This is a genomic window from Streptomyces sp. NPDC004111 (assembly GCF_042874215.1).
Taxonomy (GTDB): domain Bacteria; phylum Actinomycetota; class Actinomycetes; order Streptomycetales; family Streptomycetaceae; genus Streptomyces.
Genome location: NZ_JBIAMU010000012.1, coordinates 207127 through 233505 on the forward strand (window position 1 = coordinate 207127; position 26379 = coordinate 233505).

Annotated in this window: 21 protein-coding genes; 12 read left to right on the forward strand and 9 right to left on the reverse strand. The window is 74.2% G+C overall.

The features are described 5' to 3' along the window. Positions 1-20: 20 nt before the first annotated feature. On the forward strand, positions 21-5945 hold the full coding sequence (locus ACFYVL_RS23995) for a TIR domain-containing protein (RefSeq protein ID WP_389248020.1): 5925 nt from the start codon (positions 21-23) through the stop codon (positions 5943-5945). Here ACFYVL_RS23995 and ACFYVL_RS24000 read toward each other — a convergent pair. Further along, positions 5878-7494: an MFS transporter gene (locus ACFYVL_RS24000; protein ID WP_389248022.1), complete on the reverse strand. Its 1617-nt coding sequence runs from the start codon at positions 7492-7494 to the stop codon at positions 5878-5880. The two genes, ACFYVL_RS23995 and ACFYVL_RS24000, sit on opposite strands and share 68 nt — an antisense overlap. A 120-nt stretch (positions 7495-7614) precedes the next feature. Between ACFYVL_RS24000 and ACFYVL_RS24005 the strand changes: the two genes are divergently transcribed. Together ACFYVL_RS24005 and ACFYVL_RS24010 are read left to right on the forward strand one after the other, a co-directional pair. Further along, positions 7615-8304 (forward strand): HEAT repeat domain-containing protein, encoded by a 690-nt coding sequence (locus ACFYVL_RS24005; protein ID WP_389248024.1) that lies wholly within the window; start codon positions 7615-7617, stop codon positions 8302-8304. A 56-nt stretch (positions 8305-8360) separates the two neighbouring features. Next, on the forward strand, positions 8361-9383 hold the full coding sequence (locus tag ACFYVL_RS24010; RefSeq protein WP_389248026.1) for a MerR family transcriptional regulator: 1023 nt from the start codon (positions 8361-8363) through the stop codon (positions 9381-9383). Positions 9384-9640: 257 nt separating this feature from the next. Here ACFYVL_RS24010 and ACFYVL_RS24015 read toward each other — a convergent pair whose 3' ends face one another. From ACFYVL_RS24015 to ACFYVL_RS24025, 3 genes are read right to left on the reverse strand one after another with little or no spacing between them, the layout of a single operon-like run. After that, positions 9641-10879, reverse strand: a complete 1239-nt coding sequence (locus tag ACFYVL_RS24015) for an alpha/beta hydrolase fold domain-containing protein (RefSeq protein ID WP_389248028.1) — start codon at positions 10877-10879, stop codon at positions 9641-9643. Further along, positions 10876-11607 (reverse strand): SDR family NAD(P)-dependent oxidoreductase, encoded by a 732-nt coding sequence (locus ACFYVL_RS24020; protein ID WP_389248238.1) that lies wholly within the window; start codon positions 11605-11607, stop codon positions 10876-10878. The genes ACFYVL_RS24015 and ACFYVL_RS24020 overlap by 4 nt, the downstream gene beginning before the upstream one ends. 5 nt (positions 11608-11612) lie before the next feature. Beyond that, positions 11613-12746, reverse strand: coding sequence for an LLM class flavin-dependent oxidoreductase (locus tag ACFYVL_RS24025; RefSeq protein ID WP_389248030.1), 1134 nt, complete (start codon positions 12744-12746; stop codon positions 11613-11615). A gap of 231 nt (positions 12747-12977) precedes the next feature. On the opposite strand from ACFYVL_RS24025, the gene ACFYVL_RS24030 reads away from it, so the two are divergent. Then, entirely contained in the window at positions 12978-13586 is a 609-nt protein-coding gene (locus ACFYVL_RS24030) for a helix-turn-helix transcriptional regulator (RefSeq protein ID WP_389248240.1), read from the forward strand. A 343-nt stretch (positions 13587-13929) separates the two neighbouring features. On the opposite strand, the gene ACFYVL_RS24035 is transcribed toward ACFYVL_RS24030, so the two are convergent. Beyond that, entirely contained in the window at positions 13930-14619 is a 690-nt protein-coding gene (locus ACFYVL_RS24035; protein WP_389248032.1) for a flavin reductase family protein, read from the reverse strand. 121 nt (positions 14620-14740) lie between these two features. Between ACFYVL_RS24035 and ACFYVL_RS24040 the strand changes: the two genes are divergently transcribed. The 4 genes from ACFYVL_RS24040 to ACFYVL_RS24055 are packed head-to-tail and all read left to right on the forward strand — an operon-like array spanning position 14741 to position 18864. Further along, positions 14741-16372 (forward strand): FadD3 family acyl-CoA ligase, encoded by a 1632-nt coding sequence (locus tag ACFYVL_RS24040; protein WP_389248034.1) that lies wholly within the window; start codon positions 14741-14743, stop codon positions 16370-16372. Beyond that, complete coding sequence (locus ACFYVL_RS24045; RefSeq protein ID WP_389248036.1) at positions 16369-17511, forward strand: acyl-CoA dehydrogenase family protein; 1143 nt, start codon at positions 16369-16371, stop codon at positions 17509-17511. The genes ACFYVL_RS24040 and ACFYVL_RS24045 overlap by 4 nt, the downstream gene beginning before the upstream one ends. A gap of 40 nt (positions 17512-17551) precedes the next feature. Beyond that, positions 17552-18277 (forward strand): vWA domain-containing protein, encoded by a 726-nt coding sequence (locus ACFYVL_RS24050; RefSeq protein WP_389248038.1) that lies wholly within the window; start codon positions 17552-17554, stop codon positions 18275-18277. Next, positions 18229-18864, forward strand: coding sequence for a HutD family protein (locus ACFYVL_RS24055; protein WP_389248040.1), 636 nt, complete (start codon positions 18229-18231; stop codon positions 18862-18864). Before ACFYVL_RS24050 ends, ACFYVL_RS24055 begins: the two co-directional genes overlap by 49 nt. Before the next feature lie 126 nt (positions 18865-18990). Here ACFYVL_RS24055 and ACFYVL_RS24060 read toward each other — a convergent pair whose 3' ends face one another. The 4 genes from ACFYVL_RS24060 to ACFYVL_RS24075 form a co-directional block, all read right to left on the reverse strand. Then, entirely contained in the window at positions 18991-19194 is a 204-nt protein-coding gene (locus tag ACFYVL_RS24060) for a hypothetical protein (RefSeq protein ID WP_389248041.1), read from the reverse strand. 288 nt (positions 19195-19482) lie between these two features. Further along, positions 19483-20421: an acyl-CoA dehydrogenase family protein gene (locus tag ACFYVL_RS24065; RefSeq protein WP_389248043.1), complete on the reverse strand. Its 939-nt coding sequence runs from the start codon at positions 20419-20421 to the stop codon at positions 19483-19485. Beyond that, positions 20421-21566 (reverse strand): acyl-CoA dehydrogenase family protein, encoded by a 1146-nt coding sequence (locus tag ACFYVL_RS24070; protein ID WP_389248045.1) that lies wholly within the window; start codon positions 21564-21566, stop codon positions 20421-20423. The genes ACFYVL_RS24065 and ACFYVL_RS24070 overlap by 1 nt, the downstream gene beginning before the upstream one ends. A 5-nt stretch (positions 21567-21571) precedes the next feature. Continuing rightward, entirely contained in the window at positions 21572-22438 is an 867-nt protein-coding gene (locus tag ACFYVL_RS24075; RefSeq protein ID WP_389248047.1) for an enoyl-CoA hydratase, read from the reverse strand. Between the two features lie 49 nt (positions 22439-22487). Here ACFYVL_RS24075 and ACFYVL_RS24080 point away from each other — a divergent pair, with 49 nt between their 5' ends. The 4 genes from ACFYVL_RS24080 to ACFYVL_RS24095 are packed head-to-tail and all read left to right on the forward strand — an operon-like array spanning position 22488 to position 26224. Next, the gene (locus tag ACFYVL_RS24080; protein WP_389248049.1) at positions 22488-23627 is read left to right on the forward strand and encodes an acyl-CoA dehydrogenase family protein; all 1140 of its coding nucleotides are present in this window, start codon (positions 22488-22490) and stop codon (positions 23625-23627) included. Then, on the forward strand, positions 23624-24409 hold the full coding sequence (locus ACFYVL_RS24085; RefSeq protein ID WP_389248051.1) for an SDR family oxidoreductase: 786 nt from the start codon (positions 23624-23626) through the stop codon (positions 24407-24409). Before ACFYVL_RS24080 ends, ACFYVL_RS24085 begins: the two co-directional genes overlap by 4 nt. Positions 24410-24430: 21 nt before the next feature. Beyond that, a complete protein-coding gene (locus ACFYVL_RS24090) occupies positions 24431-25045 on the forward strand; it encodes a TetR/AcrR family transcriptional regulator (protein WP_389248053.1) in 615 nt (204 codons plus the stop codon). Positions 25046-25066: 21 nt separating this feature from the next. Next, positions 25067-26224, forward strand: coding sequence for an acetyl-CoA C-acetyltransferase (locus ACFYVL_RS24095; protein ID WP_389248055.1), 1158 nt, complete (start codon positions 25067-25069; stop codon positions 26222-26224). Positions 26225-26379: the final 155 nt, after the last annotated feature.

A 26379-nucleotide genomic window follows, 5' to 3' on the forward strand; every position in this document is an offset into this window, starting at 1 on the left:
GTCGACCTACCATGAACCCTATGGCGACGAGCGGTGAACTCGGCAGCAGATCAAGTGAGTTGGACTTCTTCATCAGCTACTCCCCGGCCGACGAGCAATGGGCGGCCTGGATAGCGCGGACGCTGGAGGACGCCGGGTACACCACCCTGGTGCAGGCCTGGGACTTCGTCGTGGGCACGAACTTCATCGACTTCATGGACCGCGGCGTCAGCCGGTCCGCCGCCGTCATCGCCATCCTCTCCCGGCACTACGCCCGCTCCACCTACGGCCGGATGGAGTGGCAGGCGGCGCTGCGCGCCTCGCCCGAGTCGCCGGAGCGCAAGCTGCTCACCGTACGGGTCGAGGACACCCCCATCGAGGGGCTGCTCGCCACCCTCACCTACGTCGACCTGGTCGGGGTCACCGACGCGCAGACCGCGCGCGGCCTGCTGATGACGCGCATCGAACAGGCCCTGGAGGGCAACGCGCGGCCCGCCAGGCAGCCCGGCTTCCCCGGCGGGGAGTCGCAGCGCAGCACCTCCACCGCCGACCTTCCCGACCTCCCGCACCCCAGCAGGCTCGGCGGACCCGGCTGGGCGGGCCGACGGCGGCCCGCCAAGGCACCCGCCTACCCGCTGTCCGGCCCCGGCCGGGGCGGCCGGGGCGAGGTGACCGTGCTGCACCTGGCGGGCCCCGACTTCGGCCGCGGCCGGGAACCCGAGACGCTGGCCCGCGAGGTCCGCGGCGACCTCATCGAACTGCGCGACGCGGGCGCCCCCGACCCCGACCTCCTCGTGGTCACCGGGGACCTCACCGCGTCCGGCAGCCCCCGCGAGTGCGACCAGGCGCTCGGCTTCCTCACCGCACTGCGCTCCCACCTCGAACTGCCGCCGCAGCGCGTCGTGGTGGTGCCCGGCGGCCAGGACGTCAACCGGGCCGCCTGCCTCGGCTACTTCCACACCTGCGAGGCCGACGAAGTGGCCCCGCTGCCGCCCTACTGGCCGAAGTGGCGGCACTACACCCGGCTGTTCCGCAGCCTCTACCAGGGCCTGGACACCGTCTTCGACAGCGACCAGCCGTGGACCCTGTTCCCGGTGCCCGAACTGCACACCGTCGTCGCCGGCTTCAACTCCTCGATCGCCCACAGCCACCGGCCCGAGGAGCAGTACGGGCTGATCGGCCGCGACCAGGCCGCCTGGTTCGCCGAGGCGCTGCGCCGGTACGAGGCCGAGGGCTGGCTGCGGATCGGCGCCCTCCGGCACCCGCTGACCGCCGGGTCGCGCCCCGGCGACGAGGCGGGCGGGCCGGGCGCGCTGCGCGACGCGGACGCCTTCGCCCGGCTCGCCGCCCCCCGCCTCAACCTGCTGCTGCACGGACCCACCGGCGGCCCCCGCACCAGCACCGGCCGCCCCAGCCGGGGCGAACTGGCCGCCCCCGGCGACCGCAAGGGCAGCACCCCGCTCCAGCTCTTCGGGGCCGCCGCGCCCGCCCGCTTCCAGCTCCTGAAGGTCACCGCCGGCGGCGTGGCCCGCTGGACGGACCGGCCCGCCGCCGCACCGGAGGACTTCGCCGCCGACTGGCAGCGGACCTCGCGGGTCTTCCCCGTGCCCGACCTGCCCGAGGTCGACTTCCCCGGGCCACCGGCCCTCGGCGGCTCCGACCGGGAGGGCGACGGACACCCCGACGACCTCCTCGTGGAGCGGGTCAAGGAGATCTGCCGGGTGCGCCGCGCGGGGGTCAGCCTGCGCGACGCGGCCCGCAGGTCGCCCGCCGACATGGCGCAGATCCTGGCGACCTGGCAGGAGGAGGGCGTCGTACGCCAGCAGCGGATCGCCGTGCACCCGGGCACCCCCACCGAGGAGGAACTCGACCGGTTCACCGCCGAGGTGCACGCCACCGGAACGGACGCCGAAGCGGTCCTGGTGTACGCGGGCGAGGCCCCCTCGCGCGGGCTGCGCGAGCGGGCCGCCCGGCACGGGGTGCGCGTCCGGGTGCGCAGCTTCCTGCAGTTCCAGGGGCTGCTCGACCTGCGTGGGCACGTCGCCGCCCAGACCGCGGCCCTGCACGAGGGCGGCCAGTACGCACCCGACCTCTACCTCCCGCAGCGCTACCGCGACATCTCCCGCCAGGACGGCCGCACCGACCCCCCGGGCGAGGAGAGCGAGGGGCTCGTCGACGCGCTGCTCGAACTCCTCGACTCCGACCACGGCCGGTTCGTACTGCTCCTCGGTGACTTCGGCCACGGCAAGACCTTCGCCCTGCGCGAGCTGGCCCGCCGCATCCCCGAACAGGTCCCGCACCTGATCCCGCTGCTGATCCCGCTCAACACCCTCGACCGGGCGCAGAGCCTGGAGGGACTGGTCGCCGCCCACCTGGCCGGCCACCACGTCGACACCATCGACCTGCGCGCGCTGCGCTACATGCTCGCCCAGGGCCGGGTCGTGCTCCTCTTCGACGGCTTCGACGAACTCGTCAACCGGGTCAGCTACGACAGTGCCGCCGAGCACCTGAAGGTCCTCATCGACGCCTGCGTCGGCAACACCAAGATCGTGGTGAGCAGCCGCACCCAGCACTTCAAGAACCAGCAGCAGGTACTGACCGCACTCGGCGAACAGGTCGGCCTCCTCCCGCAGCGCCGGGTGCTCACCGTCGCGGGCTTCACCCCGCACCAGATCCACGCCTACCTGCGCAACACCTACGGCGACGAGCGCGTCGCCGAGCAGCGCTTCCGCCTCCTCCAGGGCATCCCCGACCTGCTCGCCCTGTGCCGCAACCCGCGGCTGCTGTCCTTCGTCGCCGACCTCTCCGCCGACCAGTTGCGGGCCGTCGCCGGAGCGGGCCGCGCACTGAGCCCGGCCAGGCTGTACGAGGACGTCTTCACCTCCTGGCTCAGCTACGAGGAGCAGCGCGGCCAGGGCGGCCCCGGAGCCCCGCCCGGCCTCGGCATCGACGCCCTGTGGAAGGCGGTCACCGCGCTCGCCGTGCGCCTGTGGGAGTCCGGGCGCACCGCCCTGCGCCTGGACGAGCTCACCGACGTCGCCGCCCGCACCCTCAGCGGGCTCACCGAGTCCCCGATGACGGTCGACGAGTCGGCGCAGGCCGTCGGCGCGGGCACCCTGCTGGTGCGCGGCGACGACGGGGTGTTCCAGTTCATCCACGGCTCCGTCGTCGAATGGCTGGTCGCCCGCGAGGCCGCCGCCCAGCTCGACCGGACGCAGCACGGGCTGCTGTCCACCGGGCTGCTCAGCCAGCTCTCGGTGGAGTTCCTCTGCGACCTCGCCGACCACGAGAAGTGCGTCACCTGGGTCCGCAACGTCCTCGACTCGCCCGGACACGGCGTCAACGACGCGGCCCGCGCCAACGCCGTCCGGATCAGCAACCGCCTCAAGGTCCCCGCCCACGCCGACCTGCGCGGCGCCCGCCTGGTCGCCGAGGACCTCTCGCACCGGGACTTCTCCGGCGTCGACCTCACCGGCGCCGACCTCACCGACGCCCGGCTGATCGGCGCCAACCTCTCCCGCGCCGACCTCACCGACGCCGACCTGACCGGCGCCCGGCTGGACCGCGCCGACCTCACGGGCGCGAACCTCACCCGGGCGAACCTCAGCCGGGCCCGGCTCACCAGGGCCGACCTGCGCGGGGTCACCCTGACCGGCAGCCGCTGGCCGCGGGCCGCCCTGATCGACGTACAGCTGGACGACACGGTGCGCGGCGCACCCGAGCTGGCCCGCGCCTCGCTCGCGCCGGGGATGCCGGTGGAGGCCGGGTTCCGGCCCTCCGCCGTGGGGGTTCCGTACGGCTTCGACATGCGGACCAGCAGACTGCCCGAACCCATCTCCTACAGCCCCGACGGGGAACTGCTCGCCGTCGGCAGCGAGGACGGCGGCGTCCTGCTCTGCGGCACCGACAACGGGCTCGCCCTGCGCACCCTCCAGGGGCACGTGGGCCGGGTGTACGCGGTGAAGTGCCGGTCCGACGTCATCGCCACGGGCGGCTCCGACGGCACCGTGCGCCTGTGGGACCCGGTGTCCGGACGGTGCAGGCACCGGCTGGACATCCACCCCGACGGGGTGTGGCCGGTCTCCCTCGACACGGCGGGCAGCAGGCTGGCCACCGGCGACCGGGAGGGCCTGGTCACCGTGTGGGACACCGCCACCGGGCAGCCGCTGCACCGGCTGCCCGGCCACACCGCACCCGTCTACACCTCCGTCTTCAGCCCCGACGGGCGCGTCCTGGTCACCGGTGACGCCGCCGCCCGGGTCCGGGTCTGGGACCTGGCCACCGGCAGCTGCACCCACGAGGCGGCCGGGCACCGGGGGGCCGTCTACCGCAGCCGGTTCAGCCCCGACGGCAGCGTCTTCGCCACCGCCGACATGGGCGGCGAGGACGAGCACGGCACCATCCGCGTCTGGCGCACCTCCGACTCCCGCCTCCTGCACGAACTCACCGGCCACACCGGCCGGGTGTACACCCTCGACTTCCACCCCTCCGGCACGCTGCTGGTCAGCGGGGACACCGAGGGCCGGGTGCGGTTGTGGGACCCGGTGGTCGGGACGCCCGCCGGAGCCCTGGAGACCTTCTCGGGCGCCGTCTACCAGGTGCTCTTCGGCGACGACGGGAAACTCCTCGCCGCGTGCGACAGCGACGGCGCCGTCCGGGTGTGGACGGTCACCGAGCGGCGGCACGGCGGGCGCGCCGGCGGACAGCAGAGCGGCGACCCGGGCGGCCAGCACGGCGGGCACACCGTCACGCTGCGCTCCCGCCAGCCCTCCGAGCACCGGGGGTCCGCCTGGGCCTGCGCCTTCCGCCCCGGCGACGGCCAGCTGCTGACCGTCGGCAACGACGGCGGCGCCCGCATCTGGGACGCCAACACCGGGCAGGGCAAACGGATCCTGCGCGGCCACGGCCGCCGGATCGGCGGCGTCGCCTTCGGCGCCGACGGCCACCAGCTGGCCGCGGCGGGCAACGACGGCGTGGTCCGCCTCTGGGACACCCGCACCGGCCAGCGCACCCACGAACTGGTGGGCCGCGGCGACCGGCTGGTGTCCGCCGTCTTCAGCCCCGCCGAGTCCGTGCTGGCCACCGCGAGCAACGACGGCGACATGTACCTGTGGAACCCGGCGGGCGGCGAGTACCTCCGCGAGTTCGACGCCGAGACCGAGCACATCTGGGCGGTGGCCTTCAGCAGCGACGGCGTCCTGCTCGCCACGGCCAACGACGACGACTCCGTCCGCCTCTGGTACCGCTCCACCGGCGCCCACGTCTGCGACCTCCACCAGCACCGGGGCCGGGTCCGCTCGATCGCCTTCCACCCCGGCAGCGACCTGGTCGCCACCGGCTGCGACGACAGCCACGTCCGGGTCTGCGACGGGCGCGACGGCGGCCTGGTCGCCGACCTCGCGGGGGAGCGGGGTCACACCGACCGGGTGTACGGGGTCGCCTTCGGCCGCGGCACCGCCGGCGAGCACCTGGTCAGCGCCGGCTGGGACGGCACCGCGATCGTCTGGCGGGACGGGGCGGCGGTGCACCGGCTGCGCGGCCTCGGCGGCCGGCTGTGGACGGTGGCCGCGCACCCCGCCCGCCCGCTGGTCGCGGCGGCCGGCGACGACCGCCGCATCCTGCTGTGGGACTCCGACACCGGTGAGCGGGTCGCCGACCTGGCCGGACACACCGGCCGGGTGCTGTCGGTGGCGTTCTCCCCGGACGGCACGACCCTGGCCAGCGGCGGCGAGGACGGCACGGTCCGGCTGTGGACCCTGCTGCCGGACGGGCCGCCCGTGCTGCGGGCGACGCTGATCGGCGTACCGGAGGGATGGGCGGCGCTCACCCCGTCCGGTGGGTACAAGAGCGACGGCGACGTGGACGGCGAGTTCTGGCACGTGGTGGGCATGTCCCGGTTCACCCCCGGAGAGCTGGACGAGTTCCTGCCGGGGGCGCGTCGGCTGCCGCTGGGGGAGGAGCTGTAGCACCCTCCACCGTTCCCGCCGCGGTCTCCTGCTCCGCGGCTCCGGCCGCCGCGGTCTCCTGCTGCGCCCCGGTCTCCTGCTGTGCCCCGGTCCTCTGTTCCGCCGCCCCGGCGCTCTCCGCGACCGGGGCGGTGGTGCGCAGCAGCCGGTGCACCAGCAGCGTCGCCCCGGCCATCAGGACGGCCACCGCACCCACCGCGATCTGCCAGGAGTACGTGAACTCACCCGCCAGCTCCGCGTGCCGGGGCCCGGCGAGCTGCCCGGCGGCCACCTCGCCGGCCAGCGTCCCGGCGCCGAGCCGGGTCTGCAGCAGGGCGATCAGCGCGGCCCCGAAGACGGCCAGCATCAGCGAGTTGGAGCCCGCGCGGACGGTGTTGAGGAGCCCGGAGGCCATGCCGACCCGGGCGGGGCCGACCATGCCCATCGCCTGGCCGTCGACGAGCCCCATGGCGAGCCCGTTGGCGATGCCGACCAGGGCGAGCGGGGCGGCCAGTTCGGCAGCCGTGATGCCCGGGTGGAGGAGGACGGCCAGCAGCACGTTGCCGGTGGCGGACAGCGCGAGGGCGGTGACGATCAGACGGCCCGCCCGGACGCCCCGGTTGACCAGCCGGGCGGTGACCTGCGGGGCGACGAACACCGGTGCCGTCATCAGCAGCATCACCAGCCCGGCGCCGCTCGCGGTCAGCCCGCCCGCGCCCTGGAGGTAGGTCGGGAAGTAGATCATGATGCCGGAGGAGCCGAGCGCGATGGACGTACCGCCGACGATCCAGCCCATGAACCCCCGGTTGCGGACCAGCCCGAGGTCCAGCATCGGGTGGTCGCTGCGGCGCTCGACGCGCACGAAGAGCACGAGCAGCGCCAGCCCGGCCGCCAGCCCCGCCCAGCGGGACGGGCCGCTGTTCGTGATCGAGAACATCACCAGGCCGAGCCCCGCGATGAAGGTGACGGCACCGGGCCGGTCCACCTTCGGCCGGACCGCCGCCCGCGACTCCTGCATGAAGAGCGTCGCCGAAATGATCACGATCCCCGCGACGCCGAACACCAGGAACGTCGTACGCCAGCCGAAGGAGCCGACCAGCAGCCCGGAGAGCGAGGGCCCCACCGCGATGCCGATGCCCGCGACGGTGCCGACCGCCGCGAACACCCGTGTCCTGGCCGCCCCTTCGAACGTCGAGGCGAGGATCGCGCCGCCGCCCGCCATCACCCCGGCGGCACCGATGCCCGCCAGGGTGCGGGCCGCGTCGAGGAGCAGGATGTCGTGCGAGGTGGCGGCGGCGAAGGTGCCGAGCGTGTAGAGGGCGGCGCCGGTCGCGTACACCTTGCGCCGCCCGAACAGGTCGCCGAGCGAGCCCGCGAGGAGCATGACGGCGGAGGCGGTCAGGAAGTACCCGGTGACCACCCACTGGAGGGCGGGACCCGAGGCGTGCAGATCGCGGCCGATCTCGGGCAGGGCGATGGTGGTGCCGGTCATGCTCATGGGGAGGGTGAGGTACCCGAGGAGGACGATCACCAGCGTGATCGCGGAGCGTGGGACGCGCAGCGGTTTCATGGGGGAGAGCCTCCGACCTCAAGCGGGCTTGAGGTCAAGGGGGTTCGGCGGGCGGACCGGTCCCGCTTGACCTTGACACGGTGACAAGGTCTTCAGTGGGCTGCCGAGGAGGTGGTCCCGATGACCATGGCGGAGCAGGACGACAGGACGGCCGCGAACGCGGGGACGGACAGGGTGGTGCTGCGGGCGCTGGCGGACGGCCGCGCACAGGTGCGGCTGCGGGCGGCGATGGCGGTGGGCACGGACCCCGACGCCGGGTACGTCGGCACGCTCGTCGCGCGCTGCGCCGTCGAGCCCGAGTTCTCCGTACGGGAGATGCTGACGTGGGCACTCACCCGGCACCCGCCGGCGGCGACGGTCCCCCCGCTGCTGGAGGAGGTCCGCTCGGGAGGGCCGCAGGCGCGGAGCCAGGCCCTGCACACCCTGTCCAAGGTCGCCGACCCGCGGGGCTGGGAGGTGATCACGCCGGAACTGCTCGCCGACCCCGACGACGAGGTGGCGCGCAGCGCCTGGCGGGCCGCGGTGGTACTGGTGCCCGAGGCGGCGCGGTCCGCTCTGGCGTCCTCGCTGGCGACCCAGCTCGGCCGCGGCGGCCTTGCGACGCGGCTCAGCCTCAGCCGGGCACTGATCGCGCTCGGAGAGGCGGGCGCGCCGGTGCTGCGCGCCGCGGCCGGGGACCGCGAGCCGCGGGTGCGCACCCACGCCCTCGCCACCGAGCGGCTGGCGCGCGACCCGGACGCCGGGTTCGAGTTCGCGATCGAGGAGGCCAAGCGTGTCGTGGCCCTGGGAACGTCCGCCCCGGAGGACTGAGTGGGGGAGAGTGTCGGAAGGACATGCGGGGCGACATTCGGGAGGTTCGGCGGGCGATGCTGATCGGTGAGGTGGCGCGGCGGTCCGGGGTGAGCGCGCGCATGCTCAGGCACTACGAGTCGCTGGGCCTGGTGCGGCCGACCGGCCGCAGCGGGTCCGGCTACCGGGAGTACTCCGGCGAGGACATCCGGCGGATCTTCCACATCGAGAGCCTGCGGTCGCTGGGGCTGTCGCTGCGGGACGTCGGCCGCGCGCTCGACGACCCCGGCTTCACCCCCGCCGAACTGGTCGACGACCTCGTCGGGCGGTCCCGGGCGCGTCTCGCGGCGGAGAGCGAACTGCTGACCCGGCTGCGCCGGATCGACGCCGCTGAGCCCGCCGCCTGGGAGGACGTCCTGCAGACCGTCGAGCTCCTCCAGGACCTGGGCTCCCGGAGCGCGGGCAGACGGCAGCGCGCCGCCCTGTCCGCCGTCGACGAGGTGCCGGTGGAGGCGCTGGTCGAGGCGGCCCTGGTCGAGCGGGACCCGCACGTGGCGGGCGCACTGCGCTGGGCGCTGGCGCAACAGGGCGAGCAGGGCGGCCGGGAAGCGGGCGCGGAACTGCTCGACCTCCTCGGGCAGGGGCTGCGGGCACCGTCCGCCGAGGTCCGCGAGCGCGCCGCCCAGGCGCTCGCGGAGCTTCCCGGGGACGCGGCGGGCACCCTGCTGGCCGACGCGCTCGGCCACTTCGACCTCGCCGTACGCCGCCGCGCGGCCCTCGCGCTCGGGGCGCGCGGCGCGGGCGACGCGGTGCCGGTCCTGCTCGACATGGTCGTCGACGAGGCCCACGACGTCGACGCGGCCGACGCCCTGAGCGCGCTCGCGCACGATCCCGCGCTGGCGGAACGGATCGCCGCCGGGCTCGTCGACCGGCTCGCCCGCGACACCGCCCCCGCGGACGCACGCCGACGGCTGACCCAGGCACTCGCGGACATCCCCGGCACCACCGCGGACCGGGCCCTCGCGGACCTGGCCCAGGACGAGGACCGCGCCGTCGCCCTGACGGCGACGTACCTGCGCATACGACGCGACGCGCGCTAGCACGGCCGCGCCGGCCCATGCGGCCGGCCCGGCCTGGCGCGGGCGCTGGTGGGCGGGACGCCGGTACCGCCCCGCCGCCGGTCGCGGGTGCCGGTGGTCGGCGCACCCGCACCGTCCCGCTACCCGCTGCGGGCATCTGCGGACGGGTCACCCGTATCGCCCCGCCGCCGGTCGCGGGCGTTGACACACCTGTACCGCCCTGCCGTCCGCCGCGGGCACCTGCGGTCGGCGCACCCGCACCGTCCCGCCCTCCGCCGTCAGGTCGCGGTGGGCGGCGGGCCGCCGTCTCTCAGCCAGCGGGACGCGGTCTCCAGCGCCGCCTCCGCCTCCGGCAGGATTCCGATGCCGCCCAGGAAGCCGTGGAACATGCCGGGGGAGAGGTGGACCTGGGCCGGGGTGCCGGTGCGGGCCAGTCCGCGTGCGTACGCCAGTCCCTCGTCCCGCAGCGGGTCGCAGTCCGCCAGGACGACCAGGGCCGGGGGCAGCCCGGACAGGTCGGGGGCGAGTCCCGGCGACGCGTACGGCACGGAGGGGTCGCCGTCCGGGCCCAGATACTGCTCCCAGTACCAGCGCATGTGCGCGGCGGTGTGGAAGAAGCCGTCCGCGAACTCCGTCGCCGAGGCCCCCGCCAGCCGGTGGTCCAGTACCGGATAGATGAGCAACTGGCCGCAGATGTACGGGCGTTGCTCGTCCCGCGCGCGCAGTGCCGCCGAGGCGGCCAGGTTGCCGCCGCTGGAGTCGCCCGCCACCACCACCGGCCGGCCCCACCTCTCGTACGCCCACACGACCGCCGCGTACAGGTCGTCGGCGGCGGCCGGGAAGCGGTGCTCGGGCGCCCGGCGGTAGTCCACCGAGACCACCGTGGCGCCCGCCCGCGCCGCCAGTTCCCGGCAGAGCCCGTCGTGGGTGTCCGGGTCGCACATCACCCAGCCGCCGCCGTGCGCGAACACGACGAGCGGGCCGGTCGGGGCGCCGGGGGAGCGGTCCGCGGAGTAGACGCGCACCGGCACCCCGCCCGCCGACCCGTCCCGCACGAAGCCGACCTCGCGCACCCGCCTGCCGTCGCGCGGCGTCGTGGCCAGCCGCAGCGCCGCCGCGTCCCCCGGCCCGGGGAACGCCGCCGACATCGCGTCGCACAGCCTCCGCGCCCGAGGCGTCAGCGGATCGACCGCCGGGCCCGCCGCATCGACCGGGCCCGCCCCGATCGCGGTCGCCCCGGGCTGGGCGGTCCCGCCCGGCCTCGGTCCGGCGGAGGCCGCCTTCTCGGCCGGGGCCGTCACGTCCGACCTCGGTCCGGCCACGTCCGTCCCCTCGGGCTGGGCCGACCCGTCCGGCCTCGGACCGGTCGCGGCCACCCCCTCCGGCTCGCCGGGCCCGGCCGCCGCTTCCGCCCCGCCCGCCCCGTGCGGCTCGTTTGTTCCGTCCGCCGCTTCCGCCCCGCCTGCCCTGCCCGGCTCTTCCGTCCCGGCCGCCGCTTCCGTTCCGGTGTGCGTCATCCGGCCGTCGACCCCCCGTCGACCGTGAACTCCGTACCGGTGATGTACGAAGAGGCGTCCGACACCAGGAAGCGGACCAGTTCGCCCACTTCCTCCGGCCTGCCCAGTCTGCCGAGCGGCAGGTGCGACCAGTCGCGGCCCGCCGTGCTCGCGATCATCGGGGTGTCGATCGCGCCCGGATGGACCGAGTTGACCCGGATCCGGTACCGGGCGAGGTCCAGCGCGGAGGACCTGGTCAGCCCGCGCAGGCCGAACTTCGTCGAGCCGTACGCCGCGTGGCCGGGTATTCCGACCAGCCCGGCGGTGGACGACACGTTGACGACGGACCCGCCGCCCGCCTCCTTCAGCGCGGGCAGCACCGCTTGGATGCCGAGGAAGGGGCCCAGGAGGTTGACCCGGAACAGGGCCTCGAAGTTCTCCGGACTCTCCTTCTCGACGGACGCGGTGCGCCACAGCGCGGCGTTGTTCACCAGTGCGTCGATCCGCCCGAAGCCGGACAGGGCCGCCGCCGTCACCTCCGCCCAGCTCTCCGCGTCCGTAACGTCGTGCGGCACGAAGAGCCCCTGGTCGCCCAGCGAAGCGGCGGTCTCCCGGCCCGTCTCCGCCACGATGTCCGTCACCACCACCCGCGCGCCCGCCTCGGCGAACAGCACGGCCTCCGCCGCCCCCTGTCCCCGGCCGGCCCCCGTGATCACCACGACCTTGCCGTCCAGCAAGTCCACCGGCATGCCGCTCACTTGCCCTCCCGCGCGCGGAAGTGCGGGATGACGCTCTCGCCCCACTGGCGGATGGTCTCCATGCACGCCTCCTGCGGCACCGTGCCCATCTGGATCAGGCACATCACCTCGTCGACGCCGATCTCCCGCAGCTGCTCGACGTAGGAGATCGCGGTGCGGGCGTCGCCGTACGCGTGCGCGGCGTTGTACGTACCGGTGTCGACCGGTCGGGCCGGGATGTTCGCGTCGTGCAGCCTGGCGACCAGCTCGTCCCGGTCCTTCGCCAGGGCGGCGACGTGGTCCTCGGCCGAGTCCGACTCGGCGTACCCGGTGGGCTCGGGGCCGTTGCCGTACCAGTGCGCGATCGACTCGGCGAAGAAGCGCTGGCCGCGCGTGCCGATGCGCAGGGCCCGCTCCGCGTCGTCCAGGACGATCGTCGGGCAGAGCGCGGAGAGGTGGTTGTTGACCTCGGTGGAGACGAAGCGCTCGCCGCTGCGGGTGGCGATGGCCTCGTCGTACACCTTGCGCATCTCGCGCACGTCGTCGGCTCCCGCGAAGCCCATCACCAGGGCTCCGATGCCCAGTTCGGCGGCCAGCTTGAGGGTGTCGTGCTTCGAACAGGCCATGAACAGCGGCGGATGCGGTTCCTGGACCGGGCGCGGGAGGATCGCGCCGGGGCCGATGTCGATCGAGCCGTGCCACTCGAACCGCTCCTCGCGCCAGGCGCCGGAGAAGATCCGCAGGGCCTCCTCCATCTGCGGGTAGGTGTCCTCGGGGCGGACGCCGTACATGGACATCTCCTGGCGCGTCGCGCCCCGCCCCGAGCCGATGTCGACCCGGCCGCCGGAGAGCACGTCGAGCATCGCGGCGCGCTCGGCCACCCGCACCGGGTGCTGGTAACCGAAGGGCATCGTCACCACGCCGTGGCCGATCCGGATCCTCGACGTACGGGCGGCGACCCAGGTCAGGAAGATCTCCGAGGCGCTCATGTGCGCGTACTGGGTGAGCGAGTGGTGCTCGACCGCCCAGATCCGGTCGAAGCCCATCTCCTCGGCGAAGACGGCCTGTTCGACGCAGTCGTTGATCACCTGCCGCTCGCGTTCCGGGGTCGGATCGGCGAGCTGGGCCTCGAAGATCATCGAGAACTTCATGGGGCGGTCCTCCGGGGGTCGACGCTGACGTGTCTATTTCTAATAGAAATACTTCTAGCAGGCATACGAGGGTGGGGGAAGGGGGGCGGAGGGGTCCGGGCCGGCATCGGGGGGCGGGTGTGCCGATGACCTGCGGCGGGGGCCTCGCGGATTCGCGGCGGGCCCGGAGGTGATCCGCCGGGCAGGCCCTAGACTTCCCGCGTGGCGAAGAGGGAAGCAGCAGACGACGGGGTGCGCGACGGCGGTACGGGAGGTGCCGACGAGGCGCTCCCGGGCCTCCCGGCGACGAGCTGGGCGGTGCTCGGGCTGCTCTCCTTCGGCGAGGAACTGTCCGGGTACGACCTGAAGAAGTGGTCCGACTGGTCGCTGCGCTTCTTCTACTGGAGCCCCTCGTTCAGCCAGATCTACAGCGAGCTGAAGCGGCTGGAGAAGGCCGGGTTCGCCACCTCCCGCCTGGTCGCCCAGGAAACCGGAACCCGGGACAAGCGGGTCTACCGGATCACCGACCCGGGGCTGGACGCGGTGCGCAGGTGGGCCCGCGAGGCGCCCGTGGACCCGCCGGTCCTCAAGCACGGGCCGATGCTGCGACTGTGGCTCGGGCACCTTCTGGAGCCGGAGCAGATGCGCGAAGTGCTGGTGCAGCACCGGGAGTTCGCGGAGAAGATGCGCCGCCGCGCGGTCGCCGACGCGGAGGGCGCCCAGGGCAAGGCGGCCTGGGCCTATCCGACACTGACCCTCAAGTGGGCCGAGCGCTACTACGCGTCGGAACGCGACCTGGCCGGCGCGATGCTCGCCGACATCGAGGAACTGGAACGCGAATCGCGGGACGGGGAGGGCTGACGCGGCAGACGCGCCGATCCGGCCTAGGGCGGTGCGGCTGGGGGCGGGCTGATGCGCCCGAGGGGTCTCTCCCGCCGAGGGACCCGGACTCCGGCTCCGCGCACTCCGTGCCCAGCGCCTCCCGGGCGGCCCGCGTCCGGTACGCCGCGTCCCGTGCGCAGTACGTCCCGGGCGGCTCGCGTCCGGTACTCCACACCCCGTACTTTGCGTGTCCTGGGGCGCGCGTCCCGTGCGCAGTACGGTCCGCGCGACCCGCACCCCGTACCCCGCGCGTCCCGTACCCCGTACTCCGCGCATCCCGTATCCCGTGCGTCCCGCGCGACCCGCCTCCCGCCCGACCCGCTCAGTGCGGCACCCGTCCATAGCTCCGCCTGAAGTACACCAGCGGTTCGCCGTCGTGGTGTGCGGTCAGGGCGGTGACGCGGCCGAGTGCGATGGCGTGGTCGCCGCCGTCCAGGACGTCCGCCAGTTCGCACTCGACCGTGGCCAGGACCCCCGCGATCAGCGGTGCCCCGTTGGCCCCCGGCCGCCAGTCCACCCCCGCGAACTTGTCCGACCCGGTCACCGCGAACTGCCCGCACAGGTCCCGCTGGTCGGCGCCCAGGATGTTCACCGCGAACCGTCCCGCCGCCCTGATCCGGGGCCAGGTCGAGGAGGTGTGCGCCGGGCAGAAGCAGATCAGCGGCGGGTCCAGCGACACCGACGAGAACGACTGCACCGCCATCCCGGCGGGCCTGCCGTCCGCGCCGGACGCGGTGACGAGCGCGACCCCCGTACAGAAGGAACCCAGCGCGGTCCGCATGTCGATCCCCTCGACCGTGCAGTGCGGGTCGGCGAGTCCGGGGGCCGTCCTCGGTGCGGGGGTGGCGGTGCCGGTGGATGTGCCGGTGGATGTGCGGGCGCGGGGGGCGGCGGACGCGTCGGCCGCCGCGTCGGCGGGGGTGCCGGCCGCCGCGCCGGCGGGAGTGGCGGCGGGAGTGCCGGCAGGTGTGGCGGCGGCTCGTGCCGCGCCCGTTGCCGTGGCGATGCCCATGGGTGGTCCTCTCGCTCTGGTCCGGTCCTCTTTTGTTCCTACTAGGTATATGCCTAACCGAAACACCTGTGATTGGATACCGGCCACGCCCGCACGTCAAGTAGGCATGTAGGAGGGTTCCTTGAGCAGCTCCCCGCACCAGCCACCCCCGCCCCCGGCGACCCTCGCCGCCCTCCCGCAGTACGCGGCCGACGCGTACGGGACGCGCGAAGCCCTCGCCGACGGCGAGGTCCGCCGGTCCTTCGTCCGGCTGAACGAGGACATCGCCGCCGCCACCCGGGCCGCCCTCGCGCACGGCGTCCGGCGCGGCGACCGGGTCGCGATCTGGGCCCCGAACAGCCGCAGATGGATCACCGCCGCCCTCGGCGCGGTCTGCGCGGGCGGCGTCCTGGTACCCGTCAACACCCGCTACAAGGCCGCCGAGGCGGCCGACATCCTCCGCCGCAGCGGCGCCACCGTGCTGCTGACCGAACGCGGCTTCCTCGGCACCGACTACGTGGCCGCCCTGCACGAATCCGGCGAGGACCTGGGCGCCCTGCGCTCGACCGTCGTCCTGCGCGGGGAGCCGGGCGGGCGGGCCACCGGCTGGCAGGACTACCTCGCGGCCGGGGAGCGGACCGACGACGCCGACCGGCTCGCGAGGATCGCCGAGGTCCGCCCCGACGACCTCTGCGACATCCTCTACACCTCGGGCACCACCGGCCGCCCCAAGGGCGTCACCACCACCCACGCCCAGACGGTCCGGCTGTACGGCGACTGGTCGCGGCTGGTCACCCTCCGCACGGGCGACCGCTACCTCCTCGTCAACCCGTTCTTCCACACCTTCGGCTACAAGGCGGGCATCCTCGCCTGCCTGCTGCGCGGCGCGACGATGCTCCCGGAGGCGGTGTACGACGCCGACCGCATCCTGCACCGCATGGCCGCCGAACGCGTGACCTGCCTGATGGGCCCGCCGACCGTCTTCCACGGACTGCTCCACCACCCGCGGCGGGCCGCCCACGACCTCTCCGCGCTCCGCCTCGCCGGCACCGGCGCCGCCGCCGTGCCCACCGAACTCGTCGAGCGGATCCGGAACTCGCTGGGGGCGCCGGACGTTTTCACCGCGTACGGACTCACCGAGACGGGCGGCGTCGTCTCCGTCTGCCCCACGGACGCCGACGCCCGCACCGTGGCCCGCACCGTCGGACTCCCGCTGCCCGGCACCGAGGTGCGCATCGCCGACCCCCTGGGCGGTGCGCTGCCGGTGGGCGAGCCCGGCGAGGTGCAGGTCCGCGGCTACCACGTCATGCACGGCTACCTGGACGACGAGGCCGCCACGGCGGAAGCGGTGCTGCCGGGCGGCTGGCTGCGCACCGGCGACATCGGGATGCTCGACGCGCGCGGCTTCCTCACCCTCACCGACCGGCTCAAGGACATGTACGTCGTCGGCGGCTTCAACGCCTACCCGGCCGAGGTGGAGAACGTCCTCCTCGGCCACCGGTCGATCACCGACGTCGCGGTGGTCGGCGCACCCGACGAGCGCCTCGGCGAGGTGGGCGTCGCCTTCATCGTCACCGCACCGCCCACGGACCCGGCCGCCGCGGCCGGGCTGACCCCGGAGGCGCTCACCGCCTGGACCCGCGAGCGCCTCGCCAACTTCAAGGTTCCGCGCCGCTTCGTTCCCGTCGAGTCCCTGCCGCGCAACGCCGGCGGCAAGCTCCTCAAGGGCGAACTGCGGCGCGCGGCAAGAGGAGAGGACACACCGGGAACATGAACCCCACCGAGGAACAGGAAGAACTGAGAACGGCCGTACGGTCGGTGCTCGCCCGGCACGAGGGCACGGCCGCCTGGCGCCCCCTCGCCCGGGACATCGGCATCGCCGCACTCACCGTCCCCGAGGAGTTCGGCGGCCTGGGCTGCAAGGGACGCGGCGAGGTGCACGTGGTGATGGAGGAACTGGGGCGGGCCCTGAGCCCCGTCCCCTATCTGGGCTCGGCGGTCCTCGCCGCGGAGGCCCTCGTCGCCGCGGCCAACGACGAGGTGTCCGCCCGGCTGCTGCCGCCCCTCGCCGCAGGCACCTCGGTGGCCGCCCTCGGCTGGGCGGAGACGGACGGCGGAGCGGACGGCCGGTCCGGCGGCCGGGGCAGCTGGGAGCCCGGCGCGCTCACCACGACCGCCCAGGAGGCGGCCACCGGCGGCGACTGGCTGCTGACCGGCGTCAAGGAGTACGTCCCCGGAGTCGCGGGCGTGCCCGACGGCGGGCCGGGGTCCGGTGACGGTGTCCCGGACGTCCTGCTGGTCCTCGCCCGTACGCCCGCGGGGCTCGCGCTCTTCGAAGTCGCCCCGGACGCCTGGCGGTTCGAGGCACTGCCGGTCATGGACCGGACCCGTCCGCTCGGCCGGGTGACCCTGGACCGCACCCCGGCCAGGCTGGTCACCACCGAGGGCGCCCGGGTGCTGGCCCGGGTGCGGGACCTGGCCTGCACCGCGCTGGCCGCCGAGCAGGCCGGGGCGGCGGCCCGCGCACTGGAGATCACCGTCGGATACGCCAAGGAGCGGGTGCAGTTCGGCCGGCCCATCGGCTCCTTCCAGGCGGTCAAGCACCGGCTGGCCGACCTGCACGTGCTCGTCGAGGGCGCCCGCTCGCTCGCCCTCGCCGCGGCGGACGCGGACGCCGCCCCCGCACCGGCCGCGGCGGCCAAGTCCGCGTGCTCGGAGGCGTACCTGACGACCGCGGGCGAGATGATCCAGCTGCACGGCGGCATCGGCATCACCTGGGAGCACCCCGCGCACGACTTCTTCAAACGGGCCCACGGCACCGCCCACTTCCTCGGCTCGCCCGCCACCCACCGCCGCCGCCTGGCCAACCTGCTCGGCCACACGGCCGGGGACCGGGCGGTGGCGAACGCGTAATCTCGGGTTCCGGAAACGGACTTACGAAAGCGGGGCCGCCATGCCCATCGACCTCCGCAAGATGGAGGAGAGCGCACCCGCGCTCGTCAGCCTCTACAAGAGCGCGGGCGTCTCCCTCACCAAGCACGGCCTGCACGGACAGCGCGCCGCGGTCTACCTCGTCATCGACTACTCCGGCTCGATGAAGCCGTACTACAAGGACGGCAGCGTGCAGGCCCTCGCCGACCGGGTGCTCGGCCTGTCCGCCCACTTCGACGACGACGGCACCGTCCCCGTCGTCTTCTTCTCGACCGAGGTCGACGCGGTCACCGAGATCGCCCTCGCCGACCACCAGGGCCGCGTCGAACGCATCACCGCGTCGCTGGGCCACATGGGCAGGACCAGCTACCACCTCGCCATGGACGCGGTCATCGACCACTACCTCGACAGCGGCTCCACCGACCCCGCCCTGGTGGTGTTCCAGACGGACGGCGGCCCGATCAACAAGCTCGCCGCGGAGAAGTACGTCTGCAAGGCGGCCCGCCTGCCCCTGTTCTGGCAGTTCGTCGGTTTCGGCAACACCCGCAGCACCCAGTTCGACTTCCTGCGCAAGCTGGACGAACTCGCCGTGCCCGACAAGCGGGTGGTGGACAACGCGGGCTACTTCCACGCGGGCGAGGACCCGCGGAAGGTCCCGGACGACGAGCTGTACGACCGGCTGGTCGGGGAGTTCCCGGCATGGCTGGCCGCCGCCCGGAGCCGGGGAATCGTCGGAGGAGCCGCGTGATCCGGCTGCTGCGCGCGGCGGAGCGCACCGTCGCCCCCTGGAAGAACGGCGGCGGCGTCACCCGGGCGATCGCCGGCGGACCGGCGGGCTCCGGTACGGCCGGCTTCGACTGGCGGGTCAGCCTGGCCGACGTCGCGTCCGACGGCCCGTTCTCGGCTTTCCCCGGCGTCGACCGGATCCTCACGATGGTCGAGGGCGCAGGCATGGACCTCGCCCTGGACGGCCTCGGCCGCCGCCAGGTCGACACCCGCCACGTCCCCCAGCACTTCCCCGGCGACGTACCCACCCACTGCCGCCTCCTCGACGGCCCGGTGGTCAACCTCAACGTCATGTACCGCAGGGGCGGGGGTACGACGGCGGAGGTCGCGGTGGTCCGCGGTGACGTCACCGTCGCGCCCGCCGCACCGGACGGGACCACCGTCGCGGTCGTACTGGACGCACCGGCCGCCTTCACCGGCAGCGCCCTGACGGCGGAGCTGGGGCCGTACGACGCGGTGCTGTGCGACGGCGCGGACGGCGGGGTGCTCGCGGCACCGGGAGGCGCGGTGCTGATCACGGTGCGCGGGACGGCCGGAGGGGACCGCTGAGGGCCCGCACCGCCGCGGGCCACGGACCGCACGCACGGTCCGGACGCGCCGATGCCCCGCCCCGCCTCTCGGCGGGGCGGGGCATCGGCGGCTTTCGGTGCCTCGTGCGGTGCGGTCGCCGTCCGGCTACTTCGCGGAGTCGGCCGCCTGGGCCGCCTGCGCGGCGCTGCTCGTGACGGTCTGGGTGGCGGTGCCGGACACGTCGTCGAGGAGCTGGCCCGAGACGGGCAGCGAACCGAGCTGGTCCGGGGCTTCCTCGGCGTGGGCGCCCGGGGCGGGGGAGACCAGGGCGGCGAGGAATCCGGCGGCGAGGGATGCGGCGGCGGCCATGCTTCGCTTCTTCATGCCCTGACCAACGCGCGCGACGCGGATGGGTCACGGCCCGCCGCGCCCCGGGCCCCGAAGCGTGCCCCGCCGTGCCCCGGTGACCGAAGCGTGCCCCGCCGTGCCCCGGTGACCGAAGCGTGCCCCGCCGTGCCCCGGTGACCGAAGCGTGCCCCGCCGCGCCCCGGGCCCCGAAGCGTGCCCCGCCGTGCCCCGGTGACCGAAGCGTGCCCCGCCGCGCCCCGGGCCCCGAAGCCTGCCGCGCCGTGCCCCGAAACCGCCGACCGGACCTGCTCAGCCGGCCAGTACCCGGGCCCGGCACTGCGACGGGGTGCCCCAGGCGTCGCGCAGCGGCCTGGCCTTGCGCAGCCACAGGGACAGGTCCAGCTCCTGCGTGTAGCCGACCGCGCCGTGCAGCTGGAGTGCCGTGCGGGCCGCCGCGTACGCCGCCTCGCCCGCCGTCGCCTTCGCCGCCGCGATGTCCGCCGGGGCCGCGCTCAGCGCCGCCCCGTGCAGCAGCGGGCGGGCGAACTCCAGGCCCACCAGGGTGTCGGCCAGCCGGTGCTTGACCGCCTGGAAGGAGCCGATCGGGGCCCCGAACTGGGTGCGCTGCCCGGCGTACTCCACCGTCCGGGCCAGCAGCGCGTCACCCACGCCCAGCGCCTGGGCGGCGGTCAGGAGTCGGGCCGTGTCCCGGGCCCGCGCGATCCTTTCGGGAGAGACGCCGAGGGGCTCGCCCGGGTGCGGCCGGTACAGCCTGCGCGCCGGGTCCGAGGAGGCGTACGGTTCGCCGCCCGGCGGGGCGAGCGCGGGGGACGGGGCGAGCGAGAAGACGGCCTCGGCGGCGTCCGCGTCCAGCGCGTAACCGCCGTCCGCCAGCGTCACCACCGCCTCCCCGGCGGCGATCCGCGGCAGCCACTCCTTCGCCGCCGGACCGTTCGCCAGCAGCACCGCCACCGCCGCCGTCTCCACGTACGGGCCGGGCACCGCGTGCCGCCCCAGCTCCGTGAGGGCGAGCGCGAGTTCGACGGGGTGCAGGCCCAGCCCCTCGTGCTCCTCGGGGACCGCCAGCGCGAGGACGCCCGCCTGCGCCAGCCGCTTCCACAGCGCGAGGCCCGGGGCGTGGTCCCCCGACTCCCAGGCCCGTACCACCGCGGGGGTGTCCGAGGCCCGCAGCAGCGCGCGCAGCGAGCGGACGAACTCCCGCTGTTCTTCGGTGAGCAGGAAACGCATCAGCGGCGGCCCTTCGGGAGGCCGAGCAGGCGCTCGGCGATGATGTCGCGCTGGATCTCGTTGGTACCGGCGTAGATGGGGCCCGCGAGGGAGAAGACGTACCCCTCCGCCCACTCGCCGTGCGCCAGCTCGCCGTCCGGGCCCATGAGGTCGAGCGCCGTCTCGTGCAGGGCGATGTCGTACTCCGACCAGAAGACCTTGTTCAGGCTGGACTCGGCGCCGATGGTCTCGCCCGCCGCGAACCGGGAGGCGTTCGCCCAGGTGAAGAGCTGGTAGGCGCGCGCCCCGATCAGCGCGTCGGCGACCCGGTCGCGCAGCGCGGTGTCCGCAGGGTCGCCGTGCGCGCGCCAGTCGGCCGCCAGCCGGTCCGCGGCGGCCAGGAACCGGCCGGGGGAGCGGAGCATCAGGCCGCGCTCGTTGCCGGTGGTGGACATGGCGATGCGCCAGCCCTGCCCCGGTTCGCCGATCACGTCCGCGTCCGGCACGAAGACCTCGTCGAGGAACAGCTCGGCGAAGGCGGGCTTGCCGTCGAGGCGGCCGATCGGCCGCACGTTCACGCCCGGCGCCCGCAGGTCGAACATCAGATACGTCAGCCCCCGGTGCGGCCGGTCCGCGTCCGGGTCGGTGCGGAAGATGCCGAAGGCCCGGTCGGCGAACGCGGCCCGCGAGGACCAGGTTTTTTGCCCCGACAGCAGCCAGCCGCCGTCCGTGCGCACGGCGGTCGAGCGCAGGGACGCGAGGTCGGAGCCGGACTCGGGCTCGGACCAGGCCTGCGCCCAGATCATCTCGCCCGTTGCCATCGACGGCAGCACCCGGGCCCGCTGTTCCTCGGTGGCGTGGTCGAAGAGGGTGGGGGCCAGGAGGTTGATGCCGTTCTGCGAGACCCGGCCGGGCGCGCCCGCGGCGAAGTACTCCTCCTCGAAGATCAGCCACCGGAAGATGTCCGCGCCCCGGCCGCCGTACCGCTCGGGCCAGGAGACCACCGACCAGCGGTCGGCGGCCAGCCGCGCCTCCCACTCGCGGTGGGCGGCGAAGCCCTCCTGCGTTTCGAGGGAGGGCAGCGGGGCGGCGGGCACATGGGCGGCGAGCCAGTCGCGGGCCTCGGCGCGGAAGGCGTCCTGCGCGGCGCTGAAGTCGAGGTCCATGACGGTCAGTTCCCGGCCTTCTTCATCGCGGCGACGTCCATGCCGCCCAGTGAGTCCTCGGCCGTCTCCGCGTTGTGGGCGTGCGCGAGGTGGTGCAGGCCGAAGACCGAGTCCAGGCCGGTGTGCAGGCCCTGGAGGTCCTCGGCCTGGTTGACCGCGCGCTTGGTGAGGGCGAGGCCCAGTCGCGGCATTTCGGCGATGCGCCGCGCCAGTTCGTCGGTGCGGGAGGCCAGTTCGGCGCGTGCGACGACCCGGTTGACCATGCCGACCTCGTACGCCCGGCGTGCGCTCATCCGGTCGCCGGTGAACAGGAACTCCTTCGCGATCCGCGGCGGCATCACCCACGGGTGTGCGAAGTACTCGACGCCGGGGATGCCCATCCGTACGACGGGATCGGCGAAGAACGCGTCCTCGGACGCCACGATCAGGTCGCACACCCAGGCGAGCATCAGCCCGCCCGCCACGCACGCCCCCTGCACCGACGCCACCACCGGTTTCGGCAGCTCCCGCCAGCGCCGGCACATCCCCAGGTACACCTCGGACTCGCGGGCGTACCGGCTCTCCGCGCCCGCCTTGTCCGAGTGGTCCCACCACAGGCCCGCCCTCCGCTCGAAGGGGAGGTGGGCGTCGCGCTCCGGGGTGCCGATGTCGTGCCCGGCGCTGAAGTGGTCGCCCGCGCCCGCCAGCACGACCACCTTGACCTCGTTGTCGTCCGCCGCCCGGTAGAGGGCGGCGTCCAGGGCGTAGGTCATCGCGGAGTTCTGGGCGTTGCGGTAGCGGGGGCGGTTGAGGGTGACGTGTGCGACCGGGCCGCGGCGTTCGTACAGCACGGGGCCGGCGGCGGGGGGCGTGTCGGGCGTCTCGGCTGTCATGGCGGAACCATCCTTCCCTAACAAGTGTTTGGTAGGTTAACGTACGGCCATGAGCAGCGTCGAGGAGTTCCGCGCCGAGATCCGGGACTGGCTGAGGGAACAACTCAGCGGAGAATTCGCCGAGTTGAAGGGCCGGGGCGGCCCCGGCCGGGAGCACGAGGCGTTCGCCGAACGGCTCGCCTGGGAACGCCGCATGGCCGCCCACGGCTGGACCTGCGTCGGCTGGCCCCAGGAGTACGGCGGCCGGGGCGCGAGCACCGAGGAGCAGATCGCCTTCCACGAGGAGTACGCCCTCGCCGACGCCCCCGCCCGCGTCAACCACATCGGCGAACAGCTCCTGGGCCCCACCCTCATCGCCCACGGCACCGAGGAGCAGAAGGCCCGCTTCCTGCCGCCCATCGTCGCGGCCGAGGAACTGTGGTGCCAGGGCTACAGCGAACCCGGCGCGGGCTCGGACCTCGCGAACGTCCGCACCCGCGCCGCACGCGACGGCGACGCCTGGGTGGTGCACGGCCAGAAGGTCTGGACGTCCCTCGCCCACGAGGCCCAGTGGTGCTTCGTCCTCGCCCGCACCGAACCCGGCAGCACCCGCCACGCGGGCCTCTCCTACCTCCTGGTCCCCATGGACGGACCGGGCGTCGAGGTCCGGCCGATCGTCCAGCTCACCGGCACCTCGGAGTTCAACGAGGTCTTCTTCGACGGGGCCCGCACCGACGCAGGCCACGTCGTCGGCCGGCCCGGCGACGGCTGGCGCGTCGCGATGGCCACCCTCGGCTTCGAACGCGGCGTCTCCACCCTCGGCCAGCAGGTCGGCTTCCGGCGGGAACTGGAGGCACTGACCGAGGTCGCCCGGCACAACGGCGCCCTGGCCGACCCCCTGGTGAGCGACCGCCTGGCGCACGCCTGGACCGGGCTCGCGACCATGCGCGCCCACTTCCGGCGCGGCGACGTCGACCCCTCGGTCGCCAAGCTCCACTGGTCCCGCTGGCACCGCGACCTCGGCGAACTCGCCATGGAGGTGCGCGGCGCCGCGTCCCTGCGGGCCGAGGCGCCGCCGTACGAACTCGACGACTGGCAGCGGCTGTTCCTCTTCTCCCGCGCCGACACGATCTACGCCGGGTCCGACGAGATCCAGCGCGACATCATCGCCGAGCGCGTGCTCGGCCTGCCGAAGGAGGTACGGGCGTGAGCGACGCTCCCGCGTACGTGAAGGGCCACGGCCTGCTGGCGGACCGCACCGCCGTGATCACCGCCGCCGCCGGGGCGGGCATCGGCGGGGCGACCGCCCGCCGCTTCCTGGAGGAGGGCGCACGGATCGTCATCGGCGACGCGCACGCACGACGGCTGAAGGAGAGCCACGAGGCGCTCGCCGGGGAGTTCGGCGCGGACCGCGTCGCCTCCCTGCCCTGCGACGTGACCGACGAGGAACAGGTCCACGCCCTGTTCGCACTCGCCGACAAGACCCACGGCGGACTCGACGTCGTCGTCAACAACGCCGGACTCGGCGGCACCGCCGAACTCGTCGACATGACCGACGAGCAGTGGGCGAAGGTACTCGACGTCACCCTCAACGGCACCTTCCGCTGTACCCGGGCCGCCCTGCGCGCGATGAAGGCGGCGGGGCGCGGCGGCGTCGTCGTCAACAACGCCTCCGTCGTCGGCTGGCGCGCCCAGGCCGGCCAGGCCCACTACGCGGCGGCCAAGGCCGGCGTCATGGCGCTCACCCGGTGCGCCGCCGTCGAGGCGGCCCGGTTCGGGGTGCGGGTCAACGCCGTCTCCCCGAGCCTGGCCATGCACCCGCACCTGGTGAAGGTCACCACGCCCGAACTCCTGGCGGAACTGACCGCGAAGGAGGCCTTCGGGCGCCATGCCGAGCCCTGGGAGGTCGCCAACGTCATCGTGTTCCTGGCGAGCGGCTACTCCTCCTACCTGACGGGGGAGACGGTCTCGGTCAGCAGCCAGCATGCGTGAGCGCTGCCCGAGAATGGGCCCGTGCCTACCAAGAAGAAGCCCCAGGTGACCGCATCGCCCCAGCGCCGGCGCGAACTCCTCGACACCGCGGCCGAGGTGTTCGCCGCCCAGGGCTACAACGCCACCACCGTCCGGAAGATCGCCGACGCCGCCGGAATGCTCGCCGGCAGTCTCTACTACCACTTCGATTCCAAGGAATCGATGCTCGACGAGATCCTCTCCACCTTCCTGAACGAACTGTGGGAGGGGTACGACACCGTGCTCGCCTCCTCGCTCGGCCCCAGGCAGACCATCGAGGCCCTCGTCACCGAGTCCTTCCGGGAGATCGACCGGCACCGCGCCGCCGTCGCCATCTACCAGAAGGAGGCCAGGGCCCTGGCCGCGCAGCCCCGCTTCCACTACCTCGCCGACTCGCAGACCAAGTTCGAGAAGGCCTGGCTCGGCACGCTGGAGCGCGGAGTGGCCGACGGGGCCTTCCGGGACGACCTCGACATCCGCCTCACCTACCGCTTCGTGCGCGACACCGTGTGGGTCGCCGCGTCCTGGTACCGGCCCGGCGGACAGCACAGCCCCGAGGAAATCGCCCGCCAGTACCTGTCGATGGTGCTGGACGGGATCGCCGTACGTATCGAATAGCCCTCTCGCATTGGAGTCGTCATGGCCGAGGCCTACATCGTCGAAGCCGTCCGCACCCCGGTCGGCCGCCGGAAGGGCGGTCTGTCCGAGGTCCACCCCGCCGACCTCGGCGCACACGTCCTGAAGGCACTCGTCGAGCGCTCCGGCATCGACCCGTCCGCCGTCGACGACGTCGTCTTCGGCTGCCTGGACACGGTCGGACCGCAGGCCGGCGACATCGCCCGTACGTCGTGGCTGGCGGCGGGCCTGCCCGAGGAGGTGCCCGGCGTGACCATCGACCGCCAGTGCGGCTCCTCCCAGCAGGCGGTCCACTTCGCCGCCCAGGGCGTGCTCTCCGGCACCCAGGACCTGGTGGTCGCGGGCGGCACCCAGAACATGACGCAGATCCCCATCGCCTTCGCCTCCCGCCAGGCCGCCGAACCGCTCGGCCTCACCGAGGGCCCCTACCTCGGTTCGAAGGGCTGGCGCGCCCGCTACGGCGACGCCCCCGTCAACCAGTTCCACGGCGCCCAGCTGATCGCCGACAAGTGGGGCATCAGCCGGCTCGACATGGAGGAGTTCGCGCTCCGCTCCCACCGGCGGGCGCTGCGCGCCATCGACGAGGGCCGCTTCGCCCGGGAGACCGTCGCCCACGGGGACGTCACGGTGGACGAGGGCCCGCGCCGGGACACCTCCCTGGAGAAGATGGCCGCCCTGCGGCCGGTGCTGGACGGCGGCACGATCACGGCCGCCTGCTCCTCCCAGGTCTCCGACGGCGCCGCGGCCCTGCTGATCGCCTCCGAGCGGGCGGTACGGGAGCACGGGCTGACCCCGCGCGCCCGCATCCACCACCTGTCGGTGCGCGGCGAGGACCCGATCCGGATGCTGTCCGCGCCGATCCCCGCGACGGCGCACGCCCTGAAGCGGACCGGTATGTCGATCCACGACATCGACCTGGTGGAGATCAACGAGGCGTTCGCCCCGGTGGCGCTGGCCTGGCTGAAGGAGACCGGCGCCGACCCGGAGCGGGTCAACGTCAACGGCGGCGCGATAGCCCTCGGCCACCCGCTGGGCGCCACCGGCGTCAAGCTGATGACGACACTCCTGCACGAGCTGGAGCGGACCGGGGGCAGGTACGGCCTGCAGACCATGTGCGAGGGCGGCGGCCAGGCCAACGTGACCATCGTCGAGCGGCTCTAGGCCCCGCGGGGAGGGGCGCCCTTGGGGACGGTTCCCCGGAGCTGTGGGGCCCGGATCCCTTGTGCCCCTTGAGGTGCCGGGTTTCACCGCGCGCCTCCGGCAGGGGCGTGCTACGGTAGCCGTGTTGCAGTTTTGGTACCCATGAACTTTATGTG